Raw genomic sequence first — 21,986 nt, forward strand, 5'->3', positions numbered from 1 at the left:
CGGTCCCCCTTCACCCCATTGACATACGCATGCCAGCAGGCTGGCAGGTCAACGCCATGAGGATCGGAATAAAGTAACCCAATGCGCACCGAGGACGTCCTGGCCACGATCGCCACCGGCCTGTGGCGGTGGGACAACGCATCCGGGACGGTCACCCTCGACGCCGAGGCCGCCCGGCTGCTCGGTATGCCCGCCGTACCGGGCGACTTCCCCGAGTCCGTCGTGCGCTCCCGTTTCCACCCCGTCGACTGGAACGAGATCAACGGCGTCGTCAGCCTCGCGATCGCCGAGGAGACCCTCGCCGAGGCGCGGCTGCGGATCGTGGACGAGGCGGGCCGGGTGCTGCGCACCGTACGCAGCCGCTCCAAGCCGATCGCGGTCGACGGCGACTTCCGCCTGGTCGGCATGATCCAGGAAGTGGCCGAGCCGCAGCCGGGAGCCGCCGCGCACACGCCCATAACCGGCGACTGGCGGCGCTCGCGCGAGGCGTTCCTGCTGGACGCCGGCCGGGCGCTGGCCGAGGCACGCTCCACCGCCGAGGTGCTGCGGGTCGCCGCCTCGCTGTCCATGCCGGGCTTCTCGCCGGACGGGCTCGCCGTCTTCGGGATGGCGGGCGAGCGGCTGACGGTCATCGGGCACCACGGGTATCGGCCGGGCGACGAGAGCCCGTTCATCGACATGCCGCTGGACACGGACTATCCGGCGGCGGACGTGGTACGCACGGGGCGGGCGGTGTATCTGCCGACCCCCGAGGAGTACCGCCGCCGCTACCCCACCACCTGGCCGCTCGCGGAGCCCTTCGGGCGGGAGTCCTGGGCGTACGTGCCGCTGATCGTCGCGGGGCGCACCATCGGCGCCTGGTTGGCCGCCTTCAAACACCCCGTCGCCTTCACGCCCGACGAACGGTCCGTACTGACCACCGTCGCCCGGATGCTGGCGCAGGCCCTCGCCCGGGCCGGTGTCGCCGAGTCCGAGCGCGAACTGTCACTGGGCCTGCAGCGCTCGATGATGCCGGTGCTCGGGCCCGAGGTGCCGGGGATGGCGATCGCCGCGCGGTACGTCCCGACGGGCGGCGGACTCCAGGTCGGCGGCGACTGGTACGACATGATCCCGCTGCCGTCGGGGCGGTTCGCCGTGGTCATCGGGGACGTCCAGGGCCACGATGTGCGCGCCGCCGGGCTGATGGGCCAGCTGCGGATCGCTCTGCGTGCCTACGCCTCCGAGGGGCACCGGCCCGACGCGGTGCTCTCCCGCGCCTCCCGCTTTCTGCACGGGGTGCACGATTTTTCCGGGGCCGATACGCACGACGAAGGCGACCACGCCGGCCCGCGCTTCGCGACCTGCCTCTATCTGGAGGTCGAACCGTCCACCGGCAGCGTCGAGATCGCGCGGGCCGGCCACCCGGAGCCGATCGTCCGCACCTCGGACGGCACTGTGCTGGTGCGCCCCACCGAAGGCGGACTGCCGCTGGGCATCGACCCGGACACGGACTACCCGACGACGCGGCTGGTCCTCGAGCCCGGCGAGACGATGCTGATCTGCACGGACGGTCTCCTGGAGACGGGCGGGCACGATCTGGACACCGGGTGGACCCGGCTGCGTACGGTCCTGGAGGAGCACGCGGACCAGTCGCTGGAGGAACTCGCCGACGCCCTCGTACACGCGGTGCACGGCCCCGGCTCGCACCACACGCCCGGGCCGCTCGCGGACCGGCGCGAGGACGACATCGCGGTCCTGCTGCTCGCCCGGGACGCGACGCCGGCCCGGCGGGCGCCGCGGCGCACGGCGATGAGCGTGGCCCAGGCCGAACCGGAGCGGATCGCGGCGGCCAGGCAGCAGCTGCGCGAGCTCCTGCACGACTGGGCGGACCAGGAGCAGATCGACTCCGCGGTGCTGATGGTCTCCGAGATGGTCACCAATGTGCTGGTCCACACGGACGGACACGCGCTGCTGGTGGCGGAGGTGACCCACGACGCCGCACGGCGGCTGCGCGTGGAGGTCACGGACACGAGCGACGAACTGCCGCACAAGCGACGGCCCGGCGAGCTGGCGTCGTCGGGGCGTGGACTGCTGCTGACGGAGATGCTCGCGGACGCGTGGGGCGTGGAGCCGCGGGGCGAGGGCAAGTCGATCTGGTTCGAGCTCCACGAGCCACCGGCGCGCTACGAGCCGTCGGCGCCGCTTTCGTAGCGCCTGCGCAGCTCACCGATCACCCCGAAGGCGGCGGCGGTGACCGGCACGGCGAGAAGCATCCCGAGGATGCCCGCGACGGAGGCGCCCGCGGTGATCGCCAGCATCACGACGGCCGGATGCATCCGCACCAGACGGCTCTGGATCACGGGCTGGAGCACATGACCCTCCAGCACCTGCACTGCGAGGACCACGCCCAGCGCCCAGAGGGCGATCACAAATCCCCGGTCGGCGAGCGCGACGAGCACGGCGACGGCGCCGGAGATGAAGGCGCCGAGGTAGGGGATGTACGCGCCCACGAAGACGAGCGCGCCGAGTCCGACGGCGCCGGGGACGCGGAGGATCAGCAGGCCGACGGTGATGCACAGGGCGTCGATGAGCGCGATGAAGGTCGTCCCGCGCATAAAGCCCTCGACGGCCTCGAAAGCACGCCGCCCCATGGCCTCGACGAGGTCCCCGGTCGCACTCGGCGCCAGCGACCTCAGGGCTGGGGCGGCCTTGTGCGAGTCCCGCAGAAAGAAAAAGCTGAGCAGCAGCGCGAGCACGGCGGTGGCGATCACCTCCCCCACCACGCTCAGCCCGCTGATCACCCCGGACGCGGCGGTCCCGCCGAACTTCCCGAGCAGTTCCTTCGAGTTCTTGGCGAGATCGTCGAGCGAGGTGCCGACGGACCCGAAGTGCTCGGAGAGATCCTTGGCGGCCTGCCGCAGCGAGGCGATGATCTGGTCGCCGGTCTCGATGAGCGCACTGACGACGATGTAGGTGACCCCACCGAAGACGGCGACCACCGCGGCACAGGTGAGCCCGGCGGCGAGCGACCGATGCACCTTCATCCTGATGAGCCGCCGGTTCAGGGGCCCGAGGAGGGCGGTCCCGAGCAGCGCGAGCAGCACCGGTGTGACGGCGGTCTTGAGGACGATGACGAGCCAGATCCCGACGGCGGCCACACCTGCGACCAGCAGCGCGACGACACACCAGGCGGCGAGCCGCCGCACGGGCTCGGGAAGAAGGGGCTGCACAGAGCCCAGCCGACCACGGCGGGTGCCACCCCGTCCCGCCCACCGGGGCCGGGCGGGTGAGGCACCCTGGTCGCCTCAGCTCACATTCCGTGCACCGCGGGGATCGTGCCCAGGCGGCCCTTCTGGAAGTCCTCGAGGGCCTGCTGCAGTTCCTCACGGGTGTTCATCACGAACGGCCCGTAGTGCGCCATCGGCTCACGGATGGACTGCCCGCCCAGCAGCACGACCTCGAGGTCGCCGGTGTGCGAGCCGTTCTGGGCGTCGTCCGCCCACACGGTCAGCGCGCCGCCCTCGCCGAACACCGCGGTCTGTCCCATGTGGACGGGCCGCCGCTCGGTGCCGACCGCGCCGCGCCCGGCCAGGACGTACGCCAGGCCGTTGAAGTCCTCCCGCCACGGCAGGGTGATCTGCGCGCCCGGCCGGAGCGTCGCGTGGATCATCGTGATCGGCGTGTGCGTGATACCGGGGCCCTGATGACCGTCCAGCTCACCGGCGATGACCCGCAGCAGCGCACCGCCGTCGGGCGAGGTGAGCAGCTGGACATTGCCGCCGCGGATGTCCTGGTAGCGGGGGTCCATCCACTTGTCCTTCGCGGGCAGGTTCACCCACAGCTGGAGCCCGTGGAAGAGCCCGCCGGACATGACCAGCGACTCCGGCGGCGCCTCGATGTGGAGCAGGCCCGAGCCGGCCGTCATCCACTGGGTGTCACCGTTCTGGATGGTCCCGCCGCCGCCGTTGCTGTCCTGGTGGACGAAGGTTCCGTCGATCAGATAGGTGACGGTCTCGAACCCTCGGTGCGGATGCCAGGGTGTCCCCTTGGGCTCGCCCGGCGCGTAGTCCACCTCGCCCATCTGATCCATCATGATGAACGGGTCGAGGTACTGGTAGTTGATCCCGGCGAACGCACGCCGCACCGGGAAGCCCTCCCCCTCGAAGCCCGTTGGCGCCGTGGACACGGCGAGCACGGGCCGCGGCAGCGCCCCGGCGGGCGCGGAGACGCGCGGCAGGGTGAGCGGGTTCTCGACGGTCACTGCAGGCATGACGGGGCCTCCTTGTGCGTCCATTTTAGTTGAAGACTGAACTTCACGCCACGGGGAACGCACGACGCCCGGGAGGAATTCCCCCCGGGCGCCCAAGACAGGATCGGCCGGACAGTGCCCAGCCGTACGACAGTGGCTAGCCGTACATCCGCCGCATCGCGAAGTCCACCATCTGCTCGACGGCCTTCGCGTCGAAGACCATCCGGTGATCACCCTCCATGTCGAGGACGAAGCCGTACCCGGTCGGCAGCAGATCGATCACCTCGGCGCCGGTGATCACGAAGTACTTCGACTCCTTGCCCGCGTACCTGCGCAGCTCCTTGAGCGTGCTGAACATGGGGATGACCGGCTGCTGGGTGTTGTGCAGCGCGAGGAAGCCGGGGTTGTCACCGCGCGGACAGTAGACCTTCGAGGTCGCGAAGATCTGCTGGAAGTCCTCGGCGGACAGCGACCCGGTGGTGAAGGCCCGCACCGCGTCGGCCAGGGAGGGAGGCGACGGCTCGGGGTAGAGCGGCTGCTCCCCGTAGGAGGGCTGCTGCGGTACGTACTGCTGTTGAGCGCCCGGGTTCTGGTCGTAGCCGTACATGTCCGCAAGAGTAGCGAGTCACACTTGCCCCATAGGGGTTGCATCTTATTACCGGCGGGTAGCATCATCGTAGCTACTGACCGGTAGGTGGAAAGGAAATCCGCCTGCCGTCGCCCGAGCACCACCTCAATGAGGCGCTTCGCGCCGCTGATACCGACCTTACGGAGCCGTCGCCATGGGGCACTACAAGTCGAATCTCCGCGACATCGAGTTCAACCTCTTCGAGGTCCTCGGGCGCGACAAGCTGTACGGCACCGGCCCGTTCGCGGAGATGGACGTCGACACCGCAAAGAGCATCCTCGAGGAGATCGCCCGTCTCGCCGAGAACGAGCTGGCCGAATCCTTCGCCGATGCCGACCGCAACCCCCCGGTCTTCGACCCGGCCACCAACACCGCGCCCGTCCCGGCGACCTTCAAGAAGAGCTACCAGGCCTTCATGGACTCCGAGTACTGGCGGCTCGGTCTGCCCGAGGAGATCGGCGGCACCACCTCTCCCCGCTCCCTGATCTGGTCGTACGCGGAGCTGCTCCTCGGCTCGAACCCGGCCATCTGGATGTACTCCTCCGGCCCGGCCTTCGCCGGCATCCTCTTCACAGAGGGCAACGAGGCGCAGAAGAAGGTCGCCGAGATAGCCGTCGAGAAGCGCTGGGGCTCCACCATGGTGCTCACCGAGCCGGACGCCGGCTCGGACGTCGGCGCCGGCCGCACCAAGGCCGTCCAGCAGGACGACGGCTCCTGGCACATCGAGGGCGTGAAGCGCTTCATCACCTCCGGTGAGCACGACATGGAGGAGAACATCCTTCACTACGTGCTCGCCCGCCCCGAGGGCCACGGCCCGGGCACCAAGGGTCTGTCCCTCTTCCTCGTGCCGAAGTTCCACTTCGACTGGGAGACCGGCGAGCTGGGCGAGCGCAACGGCGTGTACGCCACGAACGTCGAGCACAAGATGGGCCTCAAGGCCTCCAACACCTGCGAGATGACGTTCGGCGACCAGCACCCCGCCAAGGGCTGGCTGATCGGCGACAAGCACGACGGCATCCGCCAGATGTTCATGATCATCGAGTTCGCCCGGATGATGGTCGGCACGAAGGCGATCGCGACCCTCTCCACCGGATACCTGAACGCGCTGGAGTACGCCAAGGAGCGCGTCCAGGGCCAGGACCTGGTGAACTTCGCGGACAAGTCCGCGCCCAAGGTCACCATCACGCACCACCCCGACGTCCGCCGTTCGCTGATGACGCAGAAGGCGTACGCCGAGGGCATGCGCGCCCTGGTGCTCTACACCGCCTCCGTCCAGGACGAGATCGCCGTCAAGGAGGCCGCGGGCGAGGACACCAAGTCCCTCGTCGCGCTGAACGACCTGCTGCTGCCGATCGTGAAGGGCTACGGCTCGGAGAGGTCGTACGAGCAGCTCGCCCAGTCGCTGCAGACCTTCGGCGGCTCCGGCTATCTGCAGGAGTACCCGGTCGAGCAGTACATCCGGGACGCCAAGATCGACACCCTCTACGAGGGCACCACCGCCATCCAGGGCCAGGACTACTTCTTCCGGAAGATCGTCCGCGACCAGGGCCAGGCGCTGAACACCCTCTCCGAGGAGATCAAGAAGTTCCTGGCGGTCGGCACCGGCGGCGAGGAGCTGGCCCCGGCCCGCGACGCGCTGGCCAAGGCGGCGGTGGACCTGGAGGCGATCGTCGGCACGATGACGAACGACCTCATCGCCACCGGCGAGGACGTCAAGAACATCTACAAGGTGGGCCTCAACACCACGCGTCTGCTGATGGCTTCGGGCGACGTGGTCGTCGGCTACCTGCTGCTGCGCGGCGCGGCCGTCGCGGCGGAGAAGCTCGAGACGGCGTCCGCGAAGGACGTGCCGTTCTACCAGGGCAAGATCGCGGCCGCGAAGTTCTTCGCCGCCAACGTGCTGCCGGGCGTCTCGGTCGAGCGCGCGCTCGCGGAGACCGTCGACAGCTCTCTGATGGACCTGGACGAGGCCGCGTTCTAGTCGCTGTCGCTCCGGCCCGTGCGAGACGCGGCCCGCCCCCCGCCCGGGGGGCGGGCCGCTTCCATCTATGCGCCCGGGCGTACGCCCCTCGTTAAGGTGACTCCATGAGCAGCGCACCTCGCTTCGATCGCGGACACACCGACGACCTCATGTCCTTTCTGGCGGCCGCGCCGTCTCCGTACCACGCGGTGGCAGCCGCCGCCGAACGGCTCGAGAAGGCCGGCTTCCGGCAGGTCCTGGAGACGGACGCCTGGGAAGGGACGACCGGCGGCAAGTACGTACTGCGCGGCGGGGCGATCATCGCCTGGTACGTGCCGGAGGGCGCCGCGCCGCACACCCCGTTCCGGATCGTCGGCGCCCACACCGACTCGCCGAATCTGCGCGTCAAGCCGCAGCCCGACATGGGCGCGCACGGCTGGCGTCAGATCGCCGTCGAGGTCTACGGCGGCCCGCTGCTGAACTCCTGGCTCGACCGTGATCTGGGACTGGCCGGCCGGCTCTCCCTGCGCGACGGCACGACGCGGCTGGTCAACATCGACCGGCCCCTGCTGCGCGTGCCGCAGCTGGCCATCCACATGGACCGCTCGATCCACGAGAAGGGTCTGCAGCTCGACAAGCAGCGGCACATGCAGCCCATCTGGGGCCTGGGCGACGTCACCGACGAGGGCGGTCTGATCTCTTTCCTGGAGCAGGAGCTCGGACTCGCGGCCGGGGAGGTCACCGGCTGGGACCTGATGACGCACGCCCTGGAGGCGCCCGCCCACCTGGGCCGCGACCGCGAGCTGGTCGCCGGTCCGCGGATGGACAATCTGCTGTCCGTGCACTCCGCGACGGCAGCGCTGGCCGCGGCCTCCGCGTCGCCGGAGCTCGGGTACATCCCGGTGCTCGCCGCCTTCGACCACGAGGAGAACGGCTCGCAGGCCGACACCGGCGCCGACGGCCCGCTGCTCGGCAATGTGCTGGAGCGCTCGGTGTTCGCGCGCGGCGGTACGTACGAGGACAAGGCGCGCGCCTTCGCGGGCACGGTGTGTCTTTCGTCCGACACCGGCCACGCCGTCCACCCCAACTACGCGGAGCGCCACGACCCGACGCACCACCCGCGCGTCAACGGCGGCCCGATCCTCAAGGTCAACGTGAACCAGCGGTACGCCACGGACGGCAGCGGCCGGGCCGTGTTCGCCGCGGCCTGCGAGAAGGCCCAAGTGCCGTGGCAGACGTTCGTGTCGAACAACGCGATGCCGTGCGGCACGACCATCGGCCCGATCACCGCCGCCCGGCACGGCATCCGGACCGTCGACATCGGCGTCGCGATCCTGTCGATGCACAGCGCGCGTGAACTGTGCGGCGCCGAGGACCCGTATCTGCTGGCGAACGCGCTGACCGCCTTCCTGGAGGGCTGAAGTCGCCTGATCCGCCCGGCCGTTGAGGCCGCGCGAAACATCTGCGAAAGCATCCGCACGCCACGCTGACGACCATGGTTCTGCACGGTCATCAGACGCTCGGCGCGTACCGCCCGGGCCCGTCGCGACGCACCCTGTCCCTCGCGCTCACCTCGGCGGTCGCGGTCCTGCTCGCGGGGTCCTGGTTCATCATCCAGCGGTACAACGAACGGCCGCCGTGGGCGCTGGACATCACGTACGAGGCGGGCTACATCCAGGGCAGCCGCATCCGGAAGGCCGACCCCACCGGCCAGGAGACCAAGAAGCTCCTGGCCGGTGGATGCGCGCAGATTCAGTCCGCCGGGTGGGGCGGGCGAAAGGCGACGTACGACCCCGGTCTGTGGGTGGAGGGCTGCCTGGACGGCGCGGCGGGTCGGCAGCTGACCAAGCAGGGCCTGTTCCACTAAGGCCTGTCTTCGGATCAGGCCGGGCTCGATCGACCGGACAGGACCTGGCCGCCGCTACTGCTCCTGATCCATCCCGGCCAGTACGAGCGGCAGCCGCGAGGTCCCCTCCGCGGTCACCCGCACCGGAACTCCCCAGTCCTGCTGGTGCACATGACAGGCCGGGTACTCTCCCCCAGTCTCCGACCGGGAGGTGCCCCCATCGGGGTCGTCGTCGCAGGACGCCGCCATCGCCGAGACATGCAGCACGCCCTCGGCGACTGCCGGGTCGATCTCCAGCGCCCGCGACAGGTCGGTGCCCGCGCCGTCGCCGCCGAGCAGCAGCTCCGGCGGGGTCGAGGAGACGAGCAGCCGGGTGGAAGGACCGTACCGGGTGTCCAGCTTCTGGCCCGCCGGGGCCTGGAAAACCACATCCAGCTGGAGCTTGCCCGCGGCGACTTCGGTGGCGGCACGCTGCGTGCGGTGGGCGACGGCCTCGACGCGTACCGCCTCCTCCGGCAGCCGCAGCCGGGTCAGCCGGTGCCGGGCCGACTCCACCACCACGATCTCGTCCCCGACGAGCACGGCGCCGCTCGGCTCCCGCAGGTCGGTGGCGAGCGTGGTCACTTCGCCCGTCGCCGGGTCGAAGCGGCGCAGCGCGTGGTTGTACGTGTCGCTGACGGCCACCGAGCCGTCGGGCAGCGCGGTGACGCCCAAGGGGTGCTGCAGCAGGGCCTGACCCGCGGCCCCGTCCCGGTGCCCGAAGTCGAAGAGACCGGTGCCGACGGCGGTGTGCACGGCCCCGTCGGTGCCGATCCATCTGACCGCGCTGGTCTCGGAGTCGGCGATCCACAGCCGGTCCTCGGTCGCGGCGAGCCCGGACGGCTGGGCGAACCAGGCCTCGGCGGCCGGCCCGTCGACGAGGCCCTCGTTCGTGGTCCCGGCCGCGACCTCGACGGTCCCGCTCTCCGGGTCGTAGGCCCAGAGCTGGTGGACACCCGCCATCGCGATCCACACCCTGCCCTGCCACCAGGCCACGTCCCACGGCGAGGAGAGATCCACATCAAGGGCGGGCCCGGACGTGGCCGAACCCTGCCACCACTGGCGGCCAGTGCCGGCGACGGTCGTCGTCTCGCCGGTCTCCGGATCGAGCACACGCAGGGCGTGGTTGACGGTGTCGGCGACGACGACGCGGCCCTCGGGCAGCAGCGCGAGACCCTGCGGCTCACTGAACCGCACCCGGTCCGGACCACCGTCGACGAGCCCGCGCTCACCGTCGCCGTACCGCTGAAGGACGCTCTCGCCGTCCTCGGCCAGCCGGACCAGCTGGTGACGGGTGGTGTCGGAGACGAGGAAGCCACCACCGGGCAGCGCGAGCGCCTTCCCGGGGAAGCGCAGATGCGTGGCAACCGGCTCGGGCGCGACGTACGGCCCGTCGCCGCGCCGCAGTGTGCCCTTCGCCTCGTGCGCTGCCTCCAGCTCCTCCACGAGCTTCTCAATGGCGTGCGCATGCCCTTCACCCGCGTGCTGGGCGACGACATACCCCTCGGGGTCGATGACGACGAGCGTGGGCCAGGCGCGTACGGCGTACTGCTTCCAGGTGGCGAGCTCGGGATCGTCGAGCACGGGGTGGTGCACCTGGTAGCGCTCGACCGCGTCGACGACGGCCTGGTGCTCGGCCTCGTGCACGAACTTCGGCGAGTGGACCCCGATGATCACCACGGTGTCGCGGTGCTTCTCCTCGAGCGCACGCAGCTCATCCAGGACATGCAGACAGTTAATGCAACAAAATGTCCAAAAATCCAGAATTACGATGCGTCCTCGCAGGTCAGCGAGGGTGTACTGGGTTTCGCCGGTATTGAGCCAGCCGCCCTTGCCGATCAGCTCGGGGGCCCGAACGCGTGCACGTGTAGCCATGCCCCCATCCAACAGCACGCGACGGGGTACGCATTCCAGCCATGAAATACCTCGTACGCGACAAGATCTTCGCGATCGGTGACGACTACTGGATCGACGACGAGGCGGGCCGCCACGCCTTCCTCGTGGACGGCAAGGCGCTGCGGCTGCGCGACACGCTGGAGCTCAAGGATCCGTCCGGGCTTGTTCTCGTCACGCTGCGCAAGAAGTTGCTCAGCCTGCGGGACGCGATGACCATCGAGCGGGAAGACCAGCCGCTCGCCACGATCCGCAGGAAGCGGCTCTCGCTGCTGCGCAATCACTACCGCGTCACGCTCGTCGAGGGCACGGAGCTGGATGTCAGCGGCCGGATCCTGGACCGGGAGTTCACGGTCGAGTACGAGGGGGAGCTCCTGGCGCACATCTCCCGGCAGTGGTTCCGGGTGCGGGAGACGTACGCCGTGAATGTCGTACGGGAGGACGCGGACCCGGCGCTGATGATCGCGGTCGCGGTGTGCGTGATCCGTATGGCGGAGAAGGAACGCGGGGGCGACGACGACTAGGCCCCGGGGGTCCCCCCGGACGAAGTCTGAGGGAGATTGATGACACGCCCGAAGGCGTCCCGGGGTGCGGCCGGACCCGACCGCCGCGGGGACTACCGCACCGGGCGACCGCCGGCTGCCGGCCCGGCCTTCTCCTCACGGCGGGTGCGCAGCAGGAGCGCGACCCAACTGCGGTAGGGCGCCCAGTGGTCGCTGATCCCGACGAGCCGACGCGCATCGGATGCCTCGGGATCGCCGAGACCGTAGGCATCGGCCATCGAAGCGTGGAGCCGGCGTTCATGGCGGGGGAAGACGTCGGGGTGTCCGGCGCCGCGGATGAGGATGAGCTCCCCGGAGAAGGGGCCGATGCCGGGCAGGGTGCGCAGATGAGCGAGGGCGTCTTCCACTGGCATCGCGCGCAGCCGGGCGGCGTCGAGATCACCGGCGAGAGCCGCGTCGGCGAGGGCACGCAGCCGTTCGACCTTCGTTTCGGGCAGGCCCGGAACACGGCTGAGTCCGCGCAGGACCAGCGGGGTGGGGAAGGCGTGCAACAACTCTCCGGCGACGGTGACGCGCTGTCCATAGTGCTCGGCGATGCGGGCCTTGATCGCGGCGGCCTGGACCATCCGGATGCGGTGGCCGATGACCGCCCAGGCCGCGGCCTCGTACGGCGAGTAGAAACACACCGGCCGCAACCCCGGGTACGCCGCGATGAGCTCGGCCACGACGGGATCGTCCTCGGCGAGCCGTGGGAACCCGCTGCCGTCGACGTCGAGCGAGAGGATGCGGGCCAGTTGCGCCCGCACCGCGCTCGTCCCGTCCGATTCCGCAGCTGCCGTGCCCACCGCGTCCTTGCCCGGACTCCCGGTGTGCACGGTGACATCCGCCTGCACGGTGCCCTCCGAGTCCTCCGCCTGCCTCACCTCCGCGCTCACCGTCGAGTGGCCGTCGTCGACGGGAAAGGCCAGGCGCAGCACCCTGCCGGTTGAGGCGTCGCGGTACCCGGCGGGTGTAAAGCCCTCCAGGAACCGCATGCTCGCCGCAAGTGAGAACGGCCCGCGCGGGGTGATGCCGATCGCGGTCATGGTCAGCCTTCGTGCGTGGTGATGGCGTAGCCCTCGGGGCCGGCGAACGTGAACATCCTGCCGAACGGACCGTCCTCGGGTGCCTTGATGATGGGGATCCCGGCGGCGTGGAGCCGGTCGTGCAGGGCCTGTGCGTCGGTGGTCTTGAACCACAGGGCGACGCCGAGGCCGGGCCGCTCGACGGCGTCGAGATCCACTCCCGGCAGCGGCTCGCGGACGGCGAACGGGACCGGCTCGGTGGCGAACACCACGGCGCCGGGCGGCGAGGCGGGCGCGCGGCGCAGCCCGAGGTGCTGCTCGTAGAAGGCGGCAGCCGCTTCGACATCGCGCACCTGCAGAGCGATGAAGTCCGGCCCACCGGCGGTGACAGTCATGAGTACTCCTCGATCGTGCTGCATGTCAGGACTTTGACATACCCAGAAGATAGACGGCGCCACGCTTAGATGTCAAACTCCTGACATGCACGATGGGACTCCCTCCAGCCAGGCCCCGGCCGCCGACGTGACCGCGCGCCTGGGATACCGCCTCAAGCGCGCCGCCGCGGCGCTGCGCAGCGCGATGGACAGAGCGCTGCGTGAGCACGGCCTGACGGTGCCGCAGTACGCCTGCCTCGAACTCCTCGACCAGCAACCCGGCCTGTCCAACGCCGAGCTGGCCCGCGGCACCTTCGTCACGCGGCAGTCCATGAACGTCGTCCTTCGCGGACTGCAGGACGCCGGCCTCATCACCCGGCCGGCCACCACCGACCGCGGTCGCGCCCTGCCCGCCCACCTCACCGAGGAGGGCCAACGCCGCCTCGCGGCAGCACGCTCCGCCGTCTACGCCGTCGACCAGCGCATGACCGACGCCGTCCCGGAGCAACGCCTCGCCGAACTCCTCGCCGAACTCGACCACATGGCGGCGGCACTCGACGGCTGAGAGCAGCCGCCCCCGAGTACACCTAGCCGCGGCGCGGCGCCGCCAGGCCCAGCATGCGGTCCTTCAGGACCGGGAACTGCTCCCGCGTCGTCAACACCTTCGTCACGTCGAGCTCGACGCTGAGGACTTCCTCGCCCGGACCCGCCTCGGCCAGTACCTCACCCCAGGGATCGACCACGATGCTGTGCCCGGCCTGTTCGACCCCGGCGTGCGTGCCCGCCGTGCCGCAGGCCAGGACGTACGCCTGGTTCTCCACGGCGCGGGCGCGGGCCAGCAGGGTCCAGTGCTCGCGGCGGCGGGCGGGCCAGCCGGCCGGCACGACGAAGGCCTGCGCACCCGCGTCCACCAGGCCGCGGAACAGCTCGGGGAAGCGCAGGTCGTAGCAGGTGGCGAGGCCGAGCGTGAGCTCGGGCAGCGCGAGCGTGACCAGCGATTCGCCCGCGCCCATCATCACCGCCTCGCCCTGGTCGAAGCCGAATCGGTGGATCTTCCGGTAGGTGGCGGCGAGCTCACCGGTGGGGGAGAGGACGAGGGAGGTGTTGTAGAGGGTGCCGTCCGGATCGCGCTCGACGACGGAGCCCGCATGCAGCCAGACCCCCGCGTCGCTCGCCGCCTTCGCCATCGCCTCGTAGGTGGGCCCGGCGGGCGACTCCGCCTCGCCCTCGAAGGACTGGTACGCGAACGCCCCGACGGGCCACAGCTCCGGAAGGACCACCAGATCGGCGCCGTGCTGCTCCCGCACCAGCGACGCGGCCCGTCGGCGGCGAGAATCAACCGATTCGTCCGGGTCTACTGCGATCTGGATGAGTGAGGCGCGCACACTACCACCGTCCTGGCATTCGAGCCCTCAAACACGGGCCTACGATCGTCACACGAAAGCACTGCCGGGGTGCCGCCCGGCAGCGTAACTTAACTGCCGAGCCTCCCACGCAGCCCAGCAGTCAGCAGCCCAGCCCGCGTACCGCAGAACCGCCGAGGGGTCCCGTGACCGTCCATCCCAGCCTCCAGACCTACGCCGACGCCTGGACCCACTCCATCGAATCAATAGCCGAGCTGGTGCAGCCGCTCGTCGAGGGCGAGTGGAACCGGCCAACGCCCTGCCCCGGCTGGTCGGTGCGTGACCTCGTCTCGCATGTCATCGGCATGGAGTGCGAGATGCTCGGCGATCCCCGGCCCATCCATACGCTGCCGCGCGATCTCTATCATGTGCAGAGCGAGTTCACCCGCTATATGGAGATGCAGGTCGATGTGCGCCGCCACCACACGGCGCCGGAGATGACCTCCGAGCTCGAGTACACGATGATCCGCCGGGCCCGTCAGCTGCGCAACGAGAACCGCGCACCCGACACCATGGTCCGCGCCCCGCTGGGCGCCGAGCAGACCCTTGAACTCGCCATGCGGATGCGCGCGTTCGACACCTGGGCGCACGAGCAGGATCTGCGTGTCGCGCTGAACAAGCCGGGCAACCTCGACTCCCCCGGCGCGTACATCACCCGGGACTGCCTGCTCGAAGCCCTGCCCAAGGTGGTCGCGAAGGACGCCGGCGCACCGGCGAACTCCGCGGTCGTCTTCGATGTGCACGGCCCCGTCGAGTTCCTGCGGACGGTCCGGGTGGACGCGGACGGCCACGGCACGATCGACGGGGCGCCCTCGCTGGGGCCGATCGTCACTCTCGCCCTGGACTGGGAGACGTATGTCCGCCTGGCCTGCGGCCGGGTGCGGGCGACCGCGGTGCCGGACCGGATCAAGGTGGACGGCGACCCCGACCTGGCCGCGGCGATCCTGCGCGAGTTCGCGGTCACTCCCTGACCCCAGCCCGGGCAGCCCGGTCCGTCGCCGACGGATCGCCCGCACCGTGCAGGCCTGCGGACGCCCGGCGGCGGGCGGGGGCCCTCCACGACCCGCGGACCGCCCACGCCGGTGACGGGTTCCGCCGCCATGGCATCGGCTCACCTCAGGCCGGTACGTGCACGGCCTCCACCCGGCTCGCCACCAGCCGCTCCCGCTCCCGCCGCACCGTGCGCGCCCGCAGTCGCAGGATCTGCGCGATCCCCAGCGCCTCCAGCACGAAGACCGAGGAGAAGGCGATCCGGTAGTTGTCCCCGGTCGCGTCCAGCAGCACTCCGACCGCCAGCAACGTCGTCATCGAGGCGACAAAACCACCCATGTTGACGATTCCGGAGGCCGTCCCCTGACGCTCCGGCGGGTTGGCCGGGCGGGCGAAGTCGAAGCCGATCATCGAAGCGGGACCGCACGCCCCGAGCACGGTGCACAGTGTGATCAGCAGCCACATCGGCGCCTGGTCACCGGGGTACGCAATGGTCGTGGCCCATAGCAGTGCCGTCGCCCCGACGGTGCCGAGGGCAAGCGGGACACGGGCCGCGTGGTGGCGGGCGATGATCTGCCCGTACACCAGACCCACCACCATGTTGGTGACCACCACCAGGGTCAGCAGCGTGCCCGCGGTCTCCCGGGACAGGCCCTGTGCCTCGACCAGGAAGGGCATCCCCCACAGCAGCAGAAACACCATGGCGGGGAACTGGGTGGTGAAGTGCACCCACAGGCCGAGCCGGGTGCCGGGCTCCCGCCAGGACAGCGCGATCTGCTTCCGTACGAAAGCGGATCCGGCGTGCTGTGCGGGCGGGGGCTCGTGCCCCTCGGGGTGATCCTTCAGGAACAACGTGAGCAGCACGAGCACGACCACTCCGGCCCCCGCGCTGCCCGCGAAGGTCGCGGTCCAGCCGACGCCGTGCAGCATCCGCGCGATGACGATGGTCGAGACGAGATTGCCCGCCATCCCGAAGAGCGCGGCGACCTGCCCGATCAGCGGTCCGCGGCGGGCCGGGAACCAGCGCGAGCCGAGCCGCAGCACGCTGATGAAGGTCATCGCGTCGCCGCAGCCGAGCAGCGCGCGGGAGGCGAGTGCCATGCCGTACGAGGGGGAGAGCGCGAAGCCCAGCTGCCCGGCCGTGAACAGCACCACGCCGAGCGTGAGTACCTTCTTGGTGCCCAGCCGGTCGACCATCAGGCCAACGGGTATCTGCATCCCCGCGTACACCAGCAGCTGGAGGATGGAGAAGGTGGACAGGGCGGAGGCGTTGACGTCGAAGCGGTCGGCGGCGTCGAGGCCCGCGACGCCCAGGGACGTACGGAAGATGACGGCGACGAAGTAAACGGCGACGCCTGTGCCCCAGACCGTGGCGGCGCGCCGGCCGCCGGGTGGATCGCCCGGCAGGGCGACGGCCGATGCGCTCATCGGACTTCGCCCCGCGCCAGGTTGCTGAACCAACCGACGTGCCGGTGTACGAGGGCGGCCGCCGCGTCCGGGTCGCCGGCGCGCAGAGCTTCGAGGATCTCGCTGTGCTCGACGACGTTCTTGGCGATCCGGTCGGGGTGGGAGTGCATCACGGCGACGCCCATCCGCAGCTGCCGGTCGCGGAGCTGGTCGTAGAGGCGGGAGAGGATTTCGTTGCCGCCGCTGCGCACGATCTCGGCGTGGAAGCAGCGGTCGGTGACCGCGACGGCCGCGAGATCGCCCTCCTCGCCCTGCCGCTTCTGCTGCTCGAGGAGTTCTTCGAGCCGGGCGAGGAGTTGCGGCGACGCAGGTACGGCCTTGCGCGCGGCGTGCTCCTCGACCAGCAGCCGGGTCTCCACGACATCGGCGATCTCCTGCGCGGAGACGGCGAGGACCAGGGCGCCCTTCTTGGGGTACAGCTTGATCAGCCCCTCGACCTCGAGCTTGAGGAGAGCCTCGCGGACGGGGGTGCGCGACACGCCGACGGCGTCGGCCAGTTCGCCCTCGGTGAGGAGGGTGCCGCCCTCGTAACGGCGGTCGAGGACGGCTTGCTTGATGTGGGTGTAGACGCGTTCGGCGGCGGGTGCGGCGGCGGGCATGCGCACAGCTTAGATACAACACAGGTGCATCAGAAAGTCACGTCCACGATGCAGGACGCAGACGCCGGACCGAGACACCGGACGGGACGTGGGTCAACTGATGTGCCGTGGGCGTACATCCCTTCGGGCCTCTCAGTCGTCTCGTACTGGGACCCTCTTTCTGCCGTGGTCCCTTACCGCCCTTTTCACCGCATTCGCGAACTCGGAGCGTTCTCTTGACAATCAGCCTCCCGGGCGTGCGCAAGGCCGCCGTGGTCGTTCTCGCCACCGGCTCCCTGCTGACCATCTCGCCCCTGGCCGCCCCCGCTCACGCGGTCCCCGTACCGCCGATCGCCAGCAAGGGCGCGATCCTGATCAACGGCACGACCGGCACCGCGGTCTACACCAAGACCCCGGACACCCGCCGCCAGATGGCGAGCACGACGAAGATCATGACGGCCGCCGTGGTGGTCACCACCAAGGGCATCAACCTCAACCACGTCGTGACGGTCAAGCAGGCCTACCGCGACTACGTCGTCAAGCAGGGCGCCAGCACCGCGGACCTGAAGACCGGCGACAAGGTGACCGTCCGTCAGCTGCTCTACGGGACCATGCTGCCCTCCGGCTGCGACGCCGCGTACGCCCTCGCCGACCTCCTCGGCACCGGCACCACCACCGCCGCGCGCACCAAGTCGTTCATCGGGAAGATGAACAAGAAGGCCGCCGAACTCGGTCTGAAGAACACGCATTTCGACTCCTTCGACGGCATCTCGTCGGCCGGGAGCAACTACACGACGCCGCGCGACCTGGCGAAGATCGCCAAGTACGCCATGACCAACTCCAACTTCCGTGCGGTGGTCGCCACGCCGAAGTACGTCACCACGGCGACGAGCAGCACGGGCGCCAAGCGCACCTACACCTGGTACAACACCAACCAGCTGCTCGGCTCGTACAAGGGCGCCATCGGCATCAAGACGGGCACCGGCACCGCCGCGGGACCCTGCCTCGTCTTCGCCGCCACCCGCGACGGCAAGACCTTCGTGGGCGTCACCCTGAACGGCGCCGACCGCTACAAGGACGCGGCGAAGCTGCTCGACTTCGGCTTCGGCTCCAGCACCGCGCAGACGATGCAGCTGCGCTCGCTGCCGGCCGGCGCCGAACGCGACTGATCCTGCCCCGCAGCACCAAAGACGCCGACGCGATCCGCGTCGGCGTCTCGGTGTGACGGCGGCCGACGGGCCGTATCAGCCGGGCAGCCAGCCCGCCTCCGCGGCCGCCTCGACCGCCACCCGCTCGAAGCGCTCGGCCGACGGCCGCGCGGGGTCCGGCAGCACGAGCGCGACCAGCAGCCGGGCATGCGGCTCGGCCAGCGGCACCCACCGCAGCCACGGGGCCAGTCCGTCCGAGGAGGCCTCACCGACCAGCGCGACGGTCTTCGCGTCGCGCAGTACGCGCTGCGTGGGGTCGAAGGCCACCGGCCGCTCGACCAGCCTGGGCCGCACGCCCGCGCGCCGCAGCAGCTCGACCAGCTCGTCGTAGTGGACCGGATTGGCTTCGCGCGGATGCGCCAGCACCGGGAACGGTGCGATCTCCGCCGGGTCGACGACCGGGGCCGCGCCCGCGAGCGGATGGCCGGCAGCGACCAGAATCCCCCTGCGCTCCAACCGCAGCGGTCGCACGCGCAGACCCCCGGCCGGCTCCGGGGTGCGCGCGATGCCGACATCGGCGTGCCCTTCCAGCACGGCACGCGTGATGTCGGGCGTACGGAGCATCTCGGTGCTCACGTCGATGTCGGGGTGGTGCCGGTGCAGGGTTTCCAGCAGGTGGGGAACGGTGCCGTAGCCGGTGCTCGCGCTGTAGACGATGCGGACGCGGCCCAGCTCGCCCCGGCCCGCGCGGCGCGCGGCGTCCCAGACCTCGGACAGCGCCGCCAGGGCGGCCGGGCCCCGCTCCTGGACCGCACGGCCCGCTTCGGTCAGCCGCACCACACGGGTGGTCCGCTCCAGGAGCCGTACACCCAGCTGGGACTCCAGACGGCGGATCTGGGCACTCAGCGCCGGCTGCGCGATGTGCAGGCGCTCGGCGGCGCGGGTGAAGTTCCGTTCCTCGGCCACGGCCAGGAAATAGCGCAGCAGCCTCGCCTCCGGAATCATGGAGCCAGGATACGGATCGCCGCGAATTCATAACCGCTGCCTATGAGTTGAGACCCGGGCGGTCTTTCCCCTCCGCCGTTTCCCGCTCCTAACGTGCTGACATGAGACTCGTCATCGCCGGGACCATGTCGCCCGGCACCACCGCGGTGCACTTCGCGGAACTCGCCGGTGCCGGGGGGCACGACGTACGCCGGCTCGGCACCTATGACGAGGTCGGGCCCGTCCGCCGGGCGCTCACCGGCACCGACGCCGCCGTCCTCGTACCCAAGCGCGGCGATGCGCGGCTGCACGCCCAGCAGGCCATGCGCACCCTGCTCGCCGCTGCCGCCGAACTGCCCGCGCCCCCGCGCATCCTGCTGGTCAGCTCGTTCGTCGTCGGCCATGGCAGGGCTCACCCGCTGAGCCGGGTCGATGCCACACAGCTGCCCGCGAGGATCGCCTCCGAAGAGAATCTGCGCGCCAGCGGGCTGCCGTACACGATCGTCCGCCCCACCTGGCTCACCGACGATCCACCCGGTGCGCACGCCATCACCCTCACCCAGGATCCGCACGCCGACGGCATGGTCTCCCGTGCGGACATCGCGGTGGCACTCATCGCGGCCATCGAGAGCGGGAGCGCCGTCCGTACGACCTTCGGGCTGTTCAGCGAGCCGGGCACACCGCCTGCCGACTGGGCCGCCGCATACGCCCGCCTCCAGCCCGACGCCGCGCCCCACAAGGAACTCGTATGAAACTGCCCGAGGCCCAGCACGCATGGGAACCGACCTTTCGTGCCGACGAGGAGGGCCGTCCGCTCGCCCCGCGCTTCCATCGGCTGCTCATGCTCGACGTCCTGGACCACCCCGCCGCCGCGGACACCGAGCGCCTCGAGGGTGCGCTCGCCGCCCTGGAGGAGCGTCTCCCGTACGGACCCGACGGACTGCTCACCTGCCTGGGCTGGGGATTCGGCTGGTACGCGCGGCACACGGCCATCCGCTCCCCCGTACCCCGCGCCATCCCCATGGCACGCTGGGAGAACCCGGCGCTGGAGGACATCGACGCCTGTCTGCATCTGGCGTCCGACGACGAGGACCGCCTCTCGGAAGTCACCGACGCGCTCTTCGGACCCGGCCCGCTGGACCAGCGCGCACGGCTGCGGATACGGGAGGTACGCACCGGTTTCGTCGGGGGCGGGCTGCCCGCCGAGCGGCTGCCCGAGCGCGGGCTCTCCCCGAAGGCGCCGCTGCTGCTCGGCTTCCACTCGGGGCTGCGCGGCAACCAGGCGACCGAACAGAGCATCACCGTCGCCGAGGGCCCGCTGGCCGGCGGCACCACCATGCATGTGAGCTATATCGAGCTCGACCTCGACAGCTGGTACGAGCAGGACCGCGACACCCGCAGCGCCCGGATGTACGCCCCCGGCATCAGCGCCGACGAGGCCGAAAAGCTGGTGGACGACGCACGCAGCGACGCGGACCGGCTGCCCGCGCTGGCCGGCGCGCACGGATCGGTCGGACATGCGCAGGCCACCGGCCGCGCCCGGCTCCACGGGCGTCCCCGGATCAACCGGCGGGATTTCGCGACCCTCGACCATGGTGCGCCGGGGACCCATTTCGTGTCCCTGCAGCGCACCATGGAGGACTTCAACGCCACCCGCGCGGTGATGAACGCGGCGGACGCGCGCGGGCATCACGGCGACATCGGGGTCCGCCGCAACAACGGCATCAACTCGGTGATGGAGGTACGGAGCCGGGCGACGTTCGCGGTGCCCCCGCGGGCCGCCCGGGCATACCCGAACCTGGCGCCCTAGTGACCGGCGGCCGCCCGCTCCGCGAAGACCTCGCGGGCGGCCGTGATGCCGTTGATCGCGGCGGGGAAGCCCGCGTAGACGGCCATCTGCAGGATGGTCTCGACGACTTCGTCCTGTGTGCCGCCGACGTTGAGCAGCCCGTTCACATGCACCTTGAGCTGAGGACGGGCCGTCCCCAGCGCGGTGCATGCGGCGATCGTCACCACCTCGCGGGCATGCAGGTCCAAGCCGCCGCGCGTGTAGATGTCGCCGAAGGAGAACTCCACGATGTAGCGGGCGAGATCGGGAGCGATGTCCTTGAGGCTCTCGATCACCGCCTCGCCCGCATGGCCGTCGATCTCGGCGAGCGCGTCCCAGCCACGGTCGTAGCGCGGCGATTCATCCTTCTCGCTGACCCCGTGCGGGGCCTCGTCGCCGTCGTCCGTGCGCTCCGCGAACACCGCCTTGGCAACATTGATGCCGTTGATGGCCGCCGGGAATCCCGCGTACACCACGACATGAAGGATCGCCTCGACGATCTCGCGCCGCGTCACACCGATATTGAGCGCTCCGCTGATATGGAACTTCAGCTGCGGTGCGGCATTTCCGAGAGCCGTCAGGGCGCCCACTGTCGCCAGTTGCCTCTGGCGCAGCGTGAGTGAGGACCGCGCATAGATGTCGCCGTAGGGGAACTCCACCGTGAACCGGCCGAGATCCGGTGCGATGTCGGAGAAGCTGTCGAGCACCGAAGGACGTTCCTCAGCGGCCAGTTGCTGCAGGATGGCCAACCCCCTGGTGTAGCGGTCCTTCTCGTTGTGGGACTCAACTGCCATGCCTGGGTGACTCCTTGTTCCATGGTCAGGACCTGCGCCGGCTCAGGACCGACGCCGGCTCAACTCCGGAAACTCCGGGTTCGTAGCCATGATCCCACCCTCGCCCCAGCGATTCTGGGGAATCTCCTGAATAACCACCGCTATCTTGTCGAGTGGCGCTCCGGTGACCTTGTGCGTGGCCTTCGTGATCTCCTCTATCAGCTCCTGGCACTTCTCGTCCGTCTGATTCGGCCAGGTGGTCACAGTGATGAACGGCACA

22 protein-coding genes are annotated in these 21,986 nt (G+C 70.2%); 10 read left to right on the forward strand and 12 right to left on the reverse strand.

What is annotated here, in order from left to right; translation table 11 throughout:
- The first annotated feature begins 81 nt into the window (after positions 1-81).
- The gene (locus OG729_RS19040) at positions 82-2,190 is read left to right on the forward strand and encodes a SpoIIE family protein phosphatase (RefSeq protein WP_405807254.1); all 2,109 of its coding nucleotides are present in this window, start codon (positions 82-84) and stop codon (positions 2,188-2,190) included.
- On the opposite strand, the gene OG729_RS19045 is transcribed toward OG729_RS19040, so the two are convergent.
- The 3 genes from OG729_RS19045 to OG729_RS19055 form a co-directional block, all read right to left on the reverse strand.
- A complete protein-coding gene (locus OG729_RS19045; RefSeq protein ID WP_405807256.1) occupies positions 2,163-3,209 on the reverse strand; it encodes an AI-2E family transporter in 1,047 nt (348 codons plus the stop codon). The genes OG729_RS19040 and OG729_RS19045 overlap by 28 nt on opposite strands.
- An 80-nt stretch (positions 3,210-3,289) precedes the next feature.
- The gene (locus OG729_RS19050) at positions 3,290-4,249 is read right to left on the reverse strand and encodes a pirin family protein (RefSeq protein WP_405807257.1); all 960 of its coding nucleotides are present in this window, start codon (positions 4,247-4,249) and stop codon (positions 3,290-3,292) included.
- Positions 4,250-4,385: 136 nt separating this feature from the next.
- Positions 4,386-4,835 carry an SseB family protein gene (locus OG729_RS19055; RefSeq protein WP_360866783.1) on the reverse strand — a complete coding sequence of 150 codons (450 nt, stop codon included), beginning with the start codon at positions 4,833-4,835 and terminating at the stop codon, positions 4,386-4,388.
- A gap of 175 nt (positions 4,836-5,010) precedes the next feature.
- On the opposite strand from OG729_RS19055, the gene OG729_RS19060 reads away from it, so the two are divergent.
- The 3 genes from OG729_RS19060 (at position 5,011) to OG729_RS19070 (ending at position 8,683) form a co-directional block, all read left to right on the forward strand.
- Positions 5,011-6,837 carry an acyl-CoA dehydrogenase gene (locus tag OG729_RS19060; protein WP_405807258.1) on the forward strand — a complete coding sequence of 609 codons (1,827 nt, stop codon included), beginning with the start codon at positions 5,011-5,013 and terminating at the stop codon, positions 6,835-6,837.
- A gap of 104 nt (positions 6,838-6,941) precedes the next feature.
- Entirely contained in the window at positions 6,942-8,237 is a 1,296-nt protein-coding gene (locus OG729_RS19065; RefSeq protein ID WP_405807260.1) for a M18 family aminopeptidase, read from the forward strand.
- A 74-nt stretch (positions 8,238-8,311) separates the two neighbouring features.
- Positions 8,312-8,683 (forward strand): hypothetical protein, encoded by a 372-nt coding sequence (locus OG729_RS19070; protein WP_405807262.1) that lies wholly within the window; start codon positions 8,312-8,314, stop codon positions 8,681-8,683.
- 54 nt (positions 8,684-8,737) lie between these two features.
- Here the strand turns inward: OG729_RS19070 and OG729_RS19075 are convergent, their stop codons facing one another.
- The gene (locus OG729_RS19075; protein ID WP_405807264.1) at positions 8,738-10,576 is read right to left on the reverse strand and encodes an NHL domain-containing thioredoxin family protein; all 1,839 of its coding nucleotides are present in this window, start codon (positions 10,574-10,576) and stop codon (positions 8,738-8,740) included.
- Between the two features lie 41 nt (positions 10,577-10,617).
- Between OG729_RS19075 and OG729_RS19080 the strand changes: the two genes are divergently transcribed.
- A complete protein-coding gene (locus tag OG729_RS19080) occupies positions 10,618-11,118 on the forward strand; it encodes an LURP-one-related/scramblase family protein (RefSeq protein WP_405807266.1) in 501 nt (166 codons plus the stop codon).
- A 92-nt stretch (positions 11,119-11,210) separates the two neighbouring features.
- On the opposite strand, the gene OG729_RS19085 is transcribed toward OG729_RS19080, so the two are convergent.
- Entirely contained in the window at positions 11,211-12,182 is a 972-nt protein-coding gene (locus tag OG729_RS19085) for a DNA-3-methyladenine glycosylase family protein (protein WP_405807268.1), read from the reverse strand.
- 2 nt (positions 12,183-12,184) lie between these two features.
- Positions 12,185-12,556 carry a VOC family protein gene (locus OG729_RS19090; RefSeq protein ID WP_360866804.1) on the reverse strand — a complete coding sequence of 124 codons (372 nt, stop codon included), beginning with the start codon at positions 12,554-12,556 and terminating at the stop codon, positions 12,185-12,187.
- 85 nt (positions 12,557-12,641) lie between these two features.
- On the opposite strand from OG729_RS19090, the gene OG729_RS19095 reads away from it, so the two are divergent.
- Positions 12,642-13,100: a MarR family winged helix-turn-helix transcriptional regulator gene (locus tag OG729_RS19095; RefSeq protein ID WP_405807270.1), complete on the forward strand. Its 459-nt coding sequence runs from the start codon at positions 12,642-12,644 to the stop codon at positions 13,098-13,100.
- Positions 13,101-13,122: 22 nt separating this feature from the next.
- On the opposite strand, the gene OG729_RS19100 is transcribed toward OG729_RS19095, so the two are convergent.
- Positions 13,123-13,920, reverse strand: a complete 798-nt coding sequence (locus OG729_RS19100) for a carbon-nitrogen family hydrolase (RefSeq protein ID WP_405807271.1) — start codon at positions 13,918-13,920, stop codon at positions 13,123-13,125.
- Between the two features lie 164 nt (positions 13,921-14,084).
- Between OG729_RS19100 and OG729_RS19105 the strand changes: the two genes are divergently transcribed.
- Positions 14,085-14,909, forward strand: coding sequence for a maleylpyruvate isomerase family mycothiol-dependent enzyme (locus tag OG729_RS19105; RefSeq protein ID WP_360866812.1), 825 nt, complete (start codon positions 14,085-14,087; stop codon positions 14,907-14,909).
- A 145-nt stretch (positions 14,910-15,054) separates the two neighbouring features.
- Here the strand turns inward: OG729_RS19105 and OG729_RS19110 are convergent, their stop codons facing one another.
- Together OG729_RS19110 and OG729_RS19115 are read right to left on the reverse strand one after the other, a co-directional pair.
- Positions 15,055-16,356, reverse strand: a complete 1,302-nt coding sequence (locus OG729_RS19110; protein ID WP_360866815.1) for an MFS transporter — start codon at positions 16,354-16,356, stop codon at positions 15,055-15,057.
- Entirely contained in the window at positions 16,353-16,994 is a 642-nt protein-coding gene (locus tag OG729_RS19115; protein ID WP_360866818.1) for a GntR family transcriptional regulator, read from the reverse strand. Before OG729_RS19115 ends, OG729_RS19110 begins: the two co-directional genes overlap by 4 nt.
- Before the next feature lie 236 nt (positions 16,995-17,230).
- Here OG729_RS19115 and OG729_RS19120 point away from each other — a divergent pair, with 236 nt between their 5' ends.
- Entirely contained in the window at positions 17,231-18,142 is a 912-nt protein-coding gene (locus OG729_RS19120; RefSeq protein ID WP_405807273.1) for a D-alanyl-D-alanine carboxypeptidase family protein, read from the forward strand.
- Positions 18,143-18,217: 75 nt separating this feature from the next.
- Here OG729_RS19120 and OG729_RS19125 read toward each other — a convergent pair whose 3' ends face one another.
- Positions 18,218-19,126, reverse strand: coding sequence for a LysR family transcriptional regulator (locus tag OG729_RS19125; RefSeq protein ID WP_405807274.1), 909 nt, complete (start codon positions 19,124-19,126; stop codon positions 18,218-18,220).
- Between the two features lie 101 nt (positions 19,127-19,227).
- On the opposite strand from OG729_RS19125, the gene OG729_RS19130 reads away from it, so the two are divergent.
- Positions 19,228-19,857 carry an NAD(P)-binding oxidoreductase gene (locus OG729_RS19130; RefSeq protein ID WP_405807276.1) on the forward strand — a complete coding sequence of 210 codons (630 nt, stop codon included), beginning with the start codon at positions 19,228-19,230 and terminating at the stop codon, positions 19,855-19,857.
- Positions 19,854-20,915 (forward strand): hypothetical protein, encoded by a 1,062-nt coding sequence (locus OG729_RS19135; protein ID WP_405807278.1) that lies wholly within the window; start codon positions 19,854-19,856, stop codon positions 20,913-20,915. Before OG729_RS19130 ends, OG729_RS19135 begins: the two co-directional genes overlap by 4 nt.
- On the opposite strand, the gene OG729_RS19140 is transcribed toward OG729_RS19135, so the two are convergent.
- Together OG729_RS19140 and OG729_RS19145 are read right to left on the reverse strand one after the other, a co-directional pair.
- Positions 20,912-21,727 carry a carboxymuconolactone decarboxylase family protein gene (locus OG729_RS19140; RefSeq protein WP_405807280.1) on the reverse strand — a complete coding sequence of 272 codons (816 nt, stop codon included), beginning with the start codon at positions 21,725-21,727 and terminating at the stop codon, positions 20,912-20,914. The two genes, OG729_RS19135 and OG729_RS19140, sit on opposite strands and share 4 nt — an antisense overlap.
- A gap of 42 nt (positions 21,728-21,769) precedes the next feature.
- Positions 21,770-21,985 (reverse strand): tautomerase family protein, encoded by a 216-nt coding sequence (locus OG729_RS19145; RefSeq protein ID WP_360866833.1) that lies wholly within the window; start codon positions 21,983-21,985, stop codon positions 21,770-21,772.
- Position 21,986: the final 1 nt, after the last annotated feature.

The sequence above is a fragment of the Streptomyces sp. NBC_00210 genome (assembly GCF_045160975.1).
Lineage (GTDB): Bacteria > Actinomycetota > Actinomycetes > Streptomycetales > Streptomycetaceae > Streptomyces.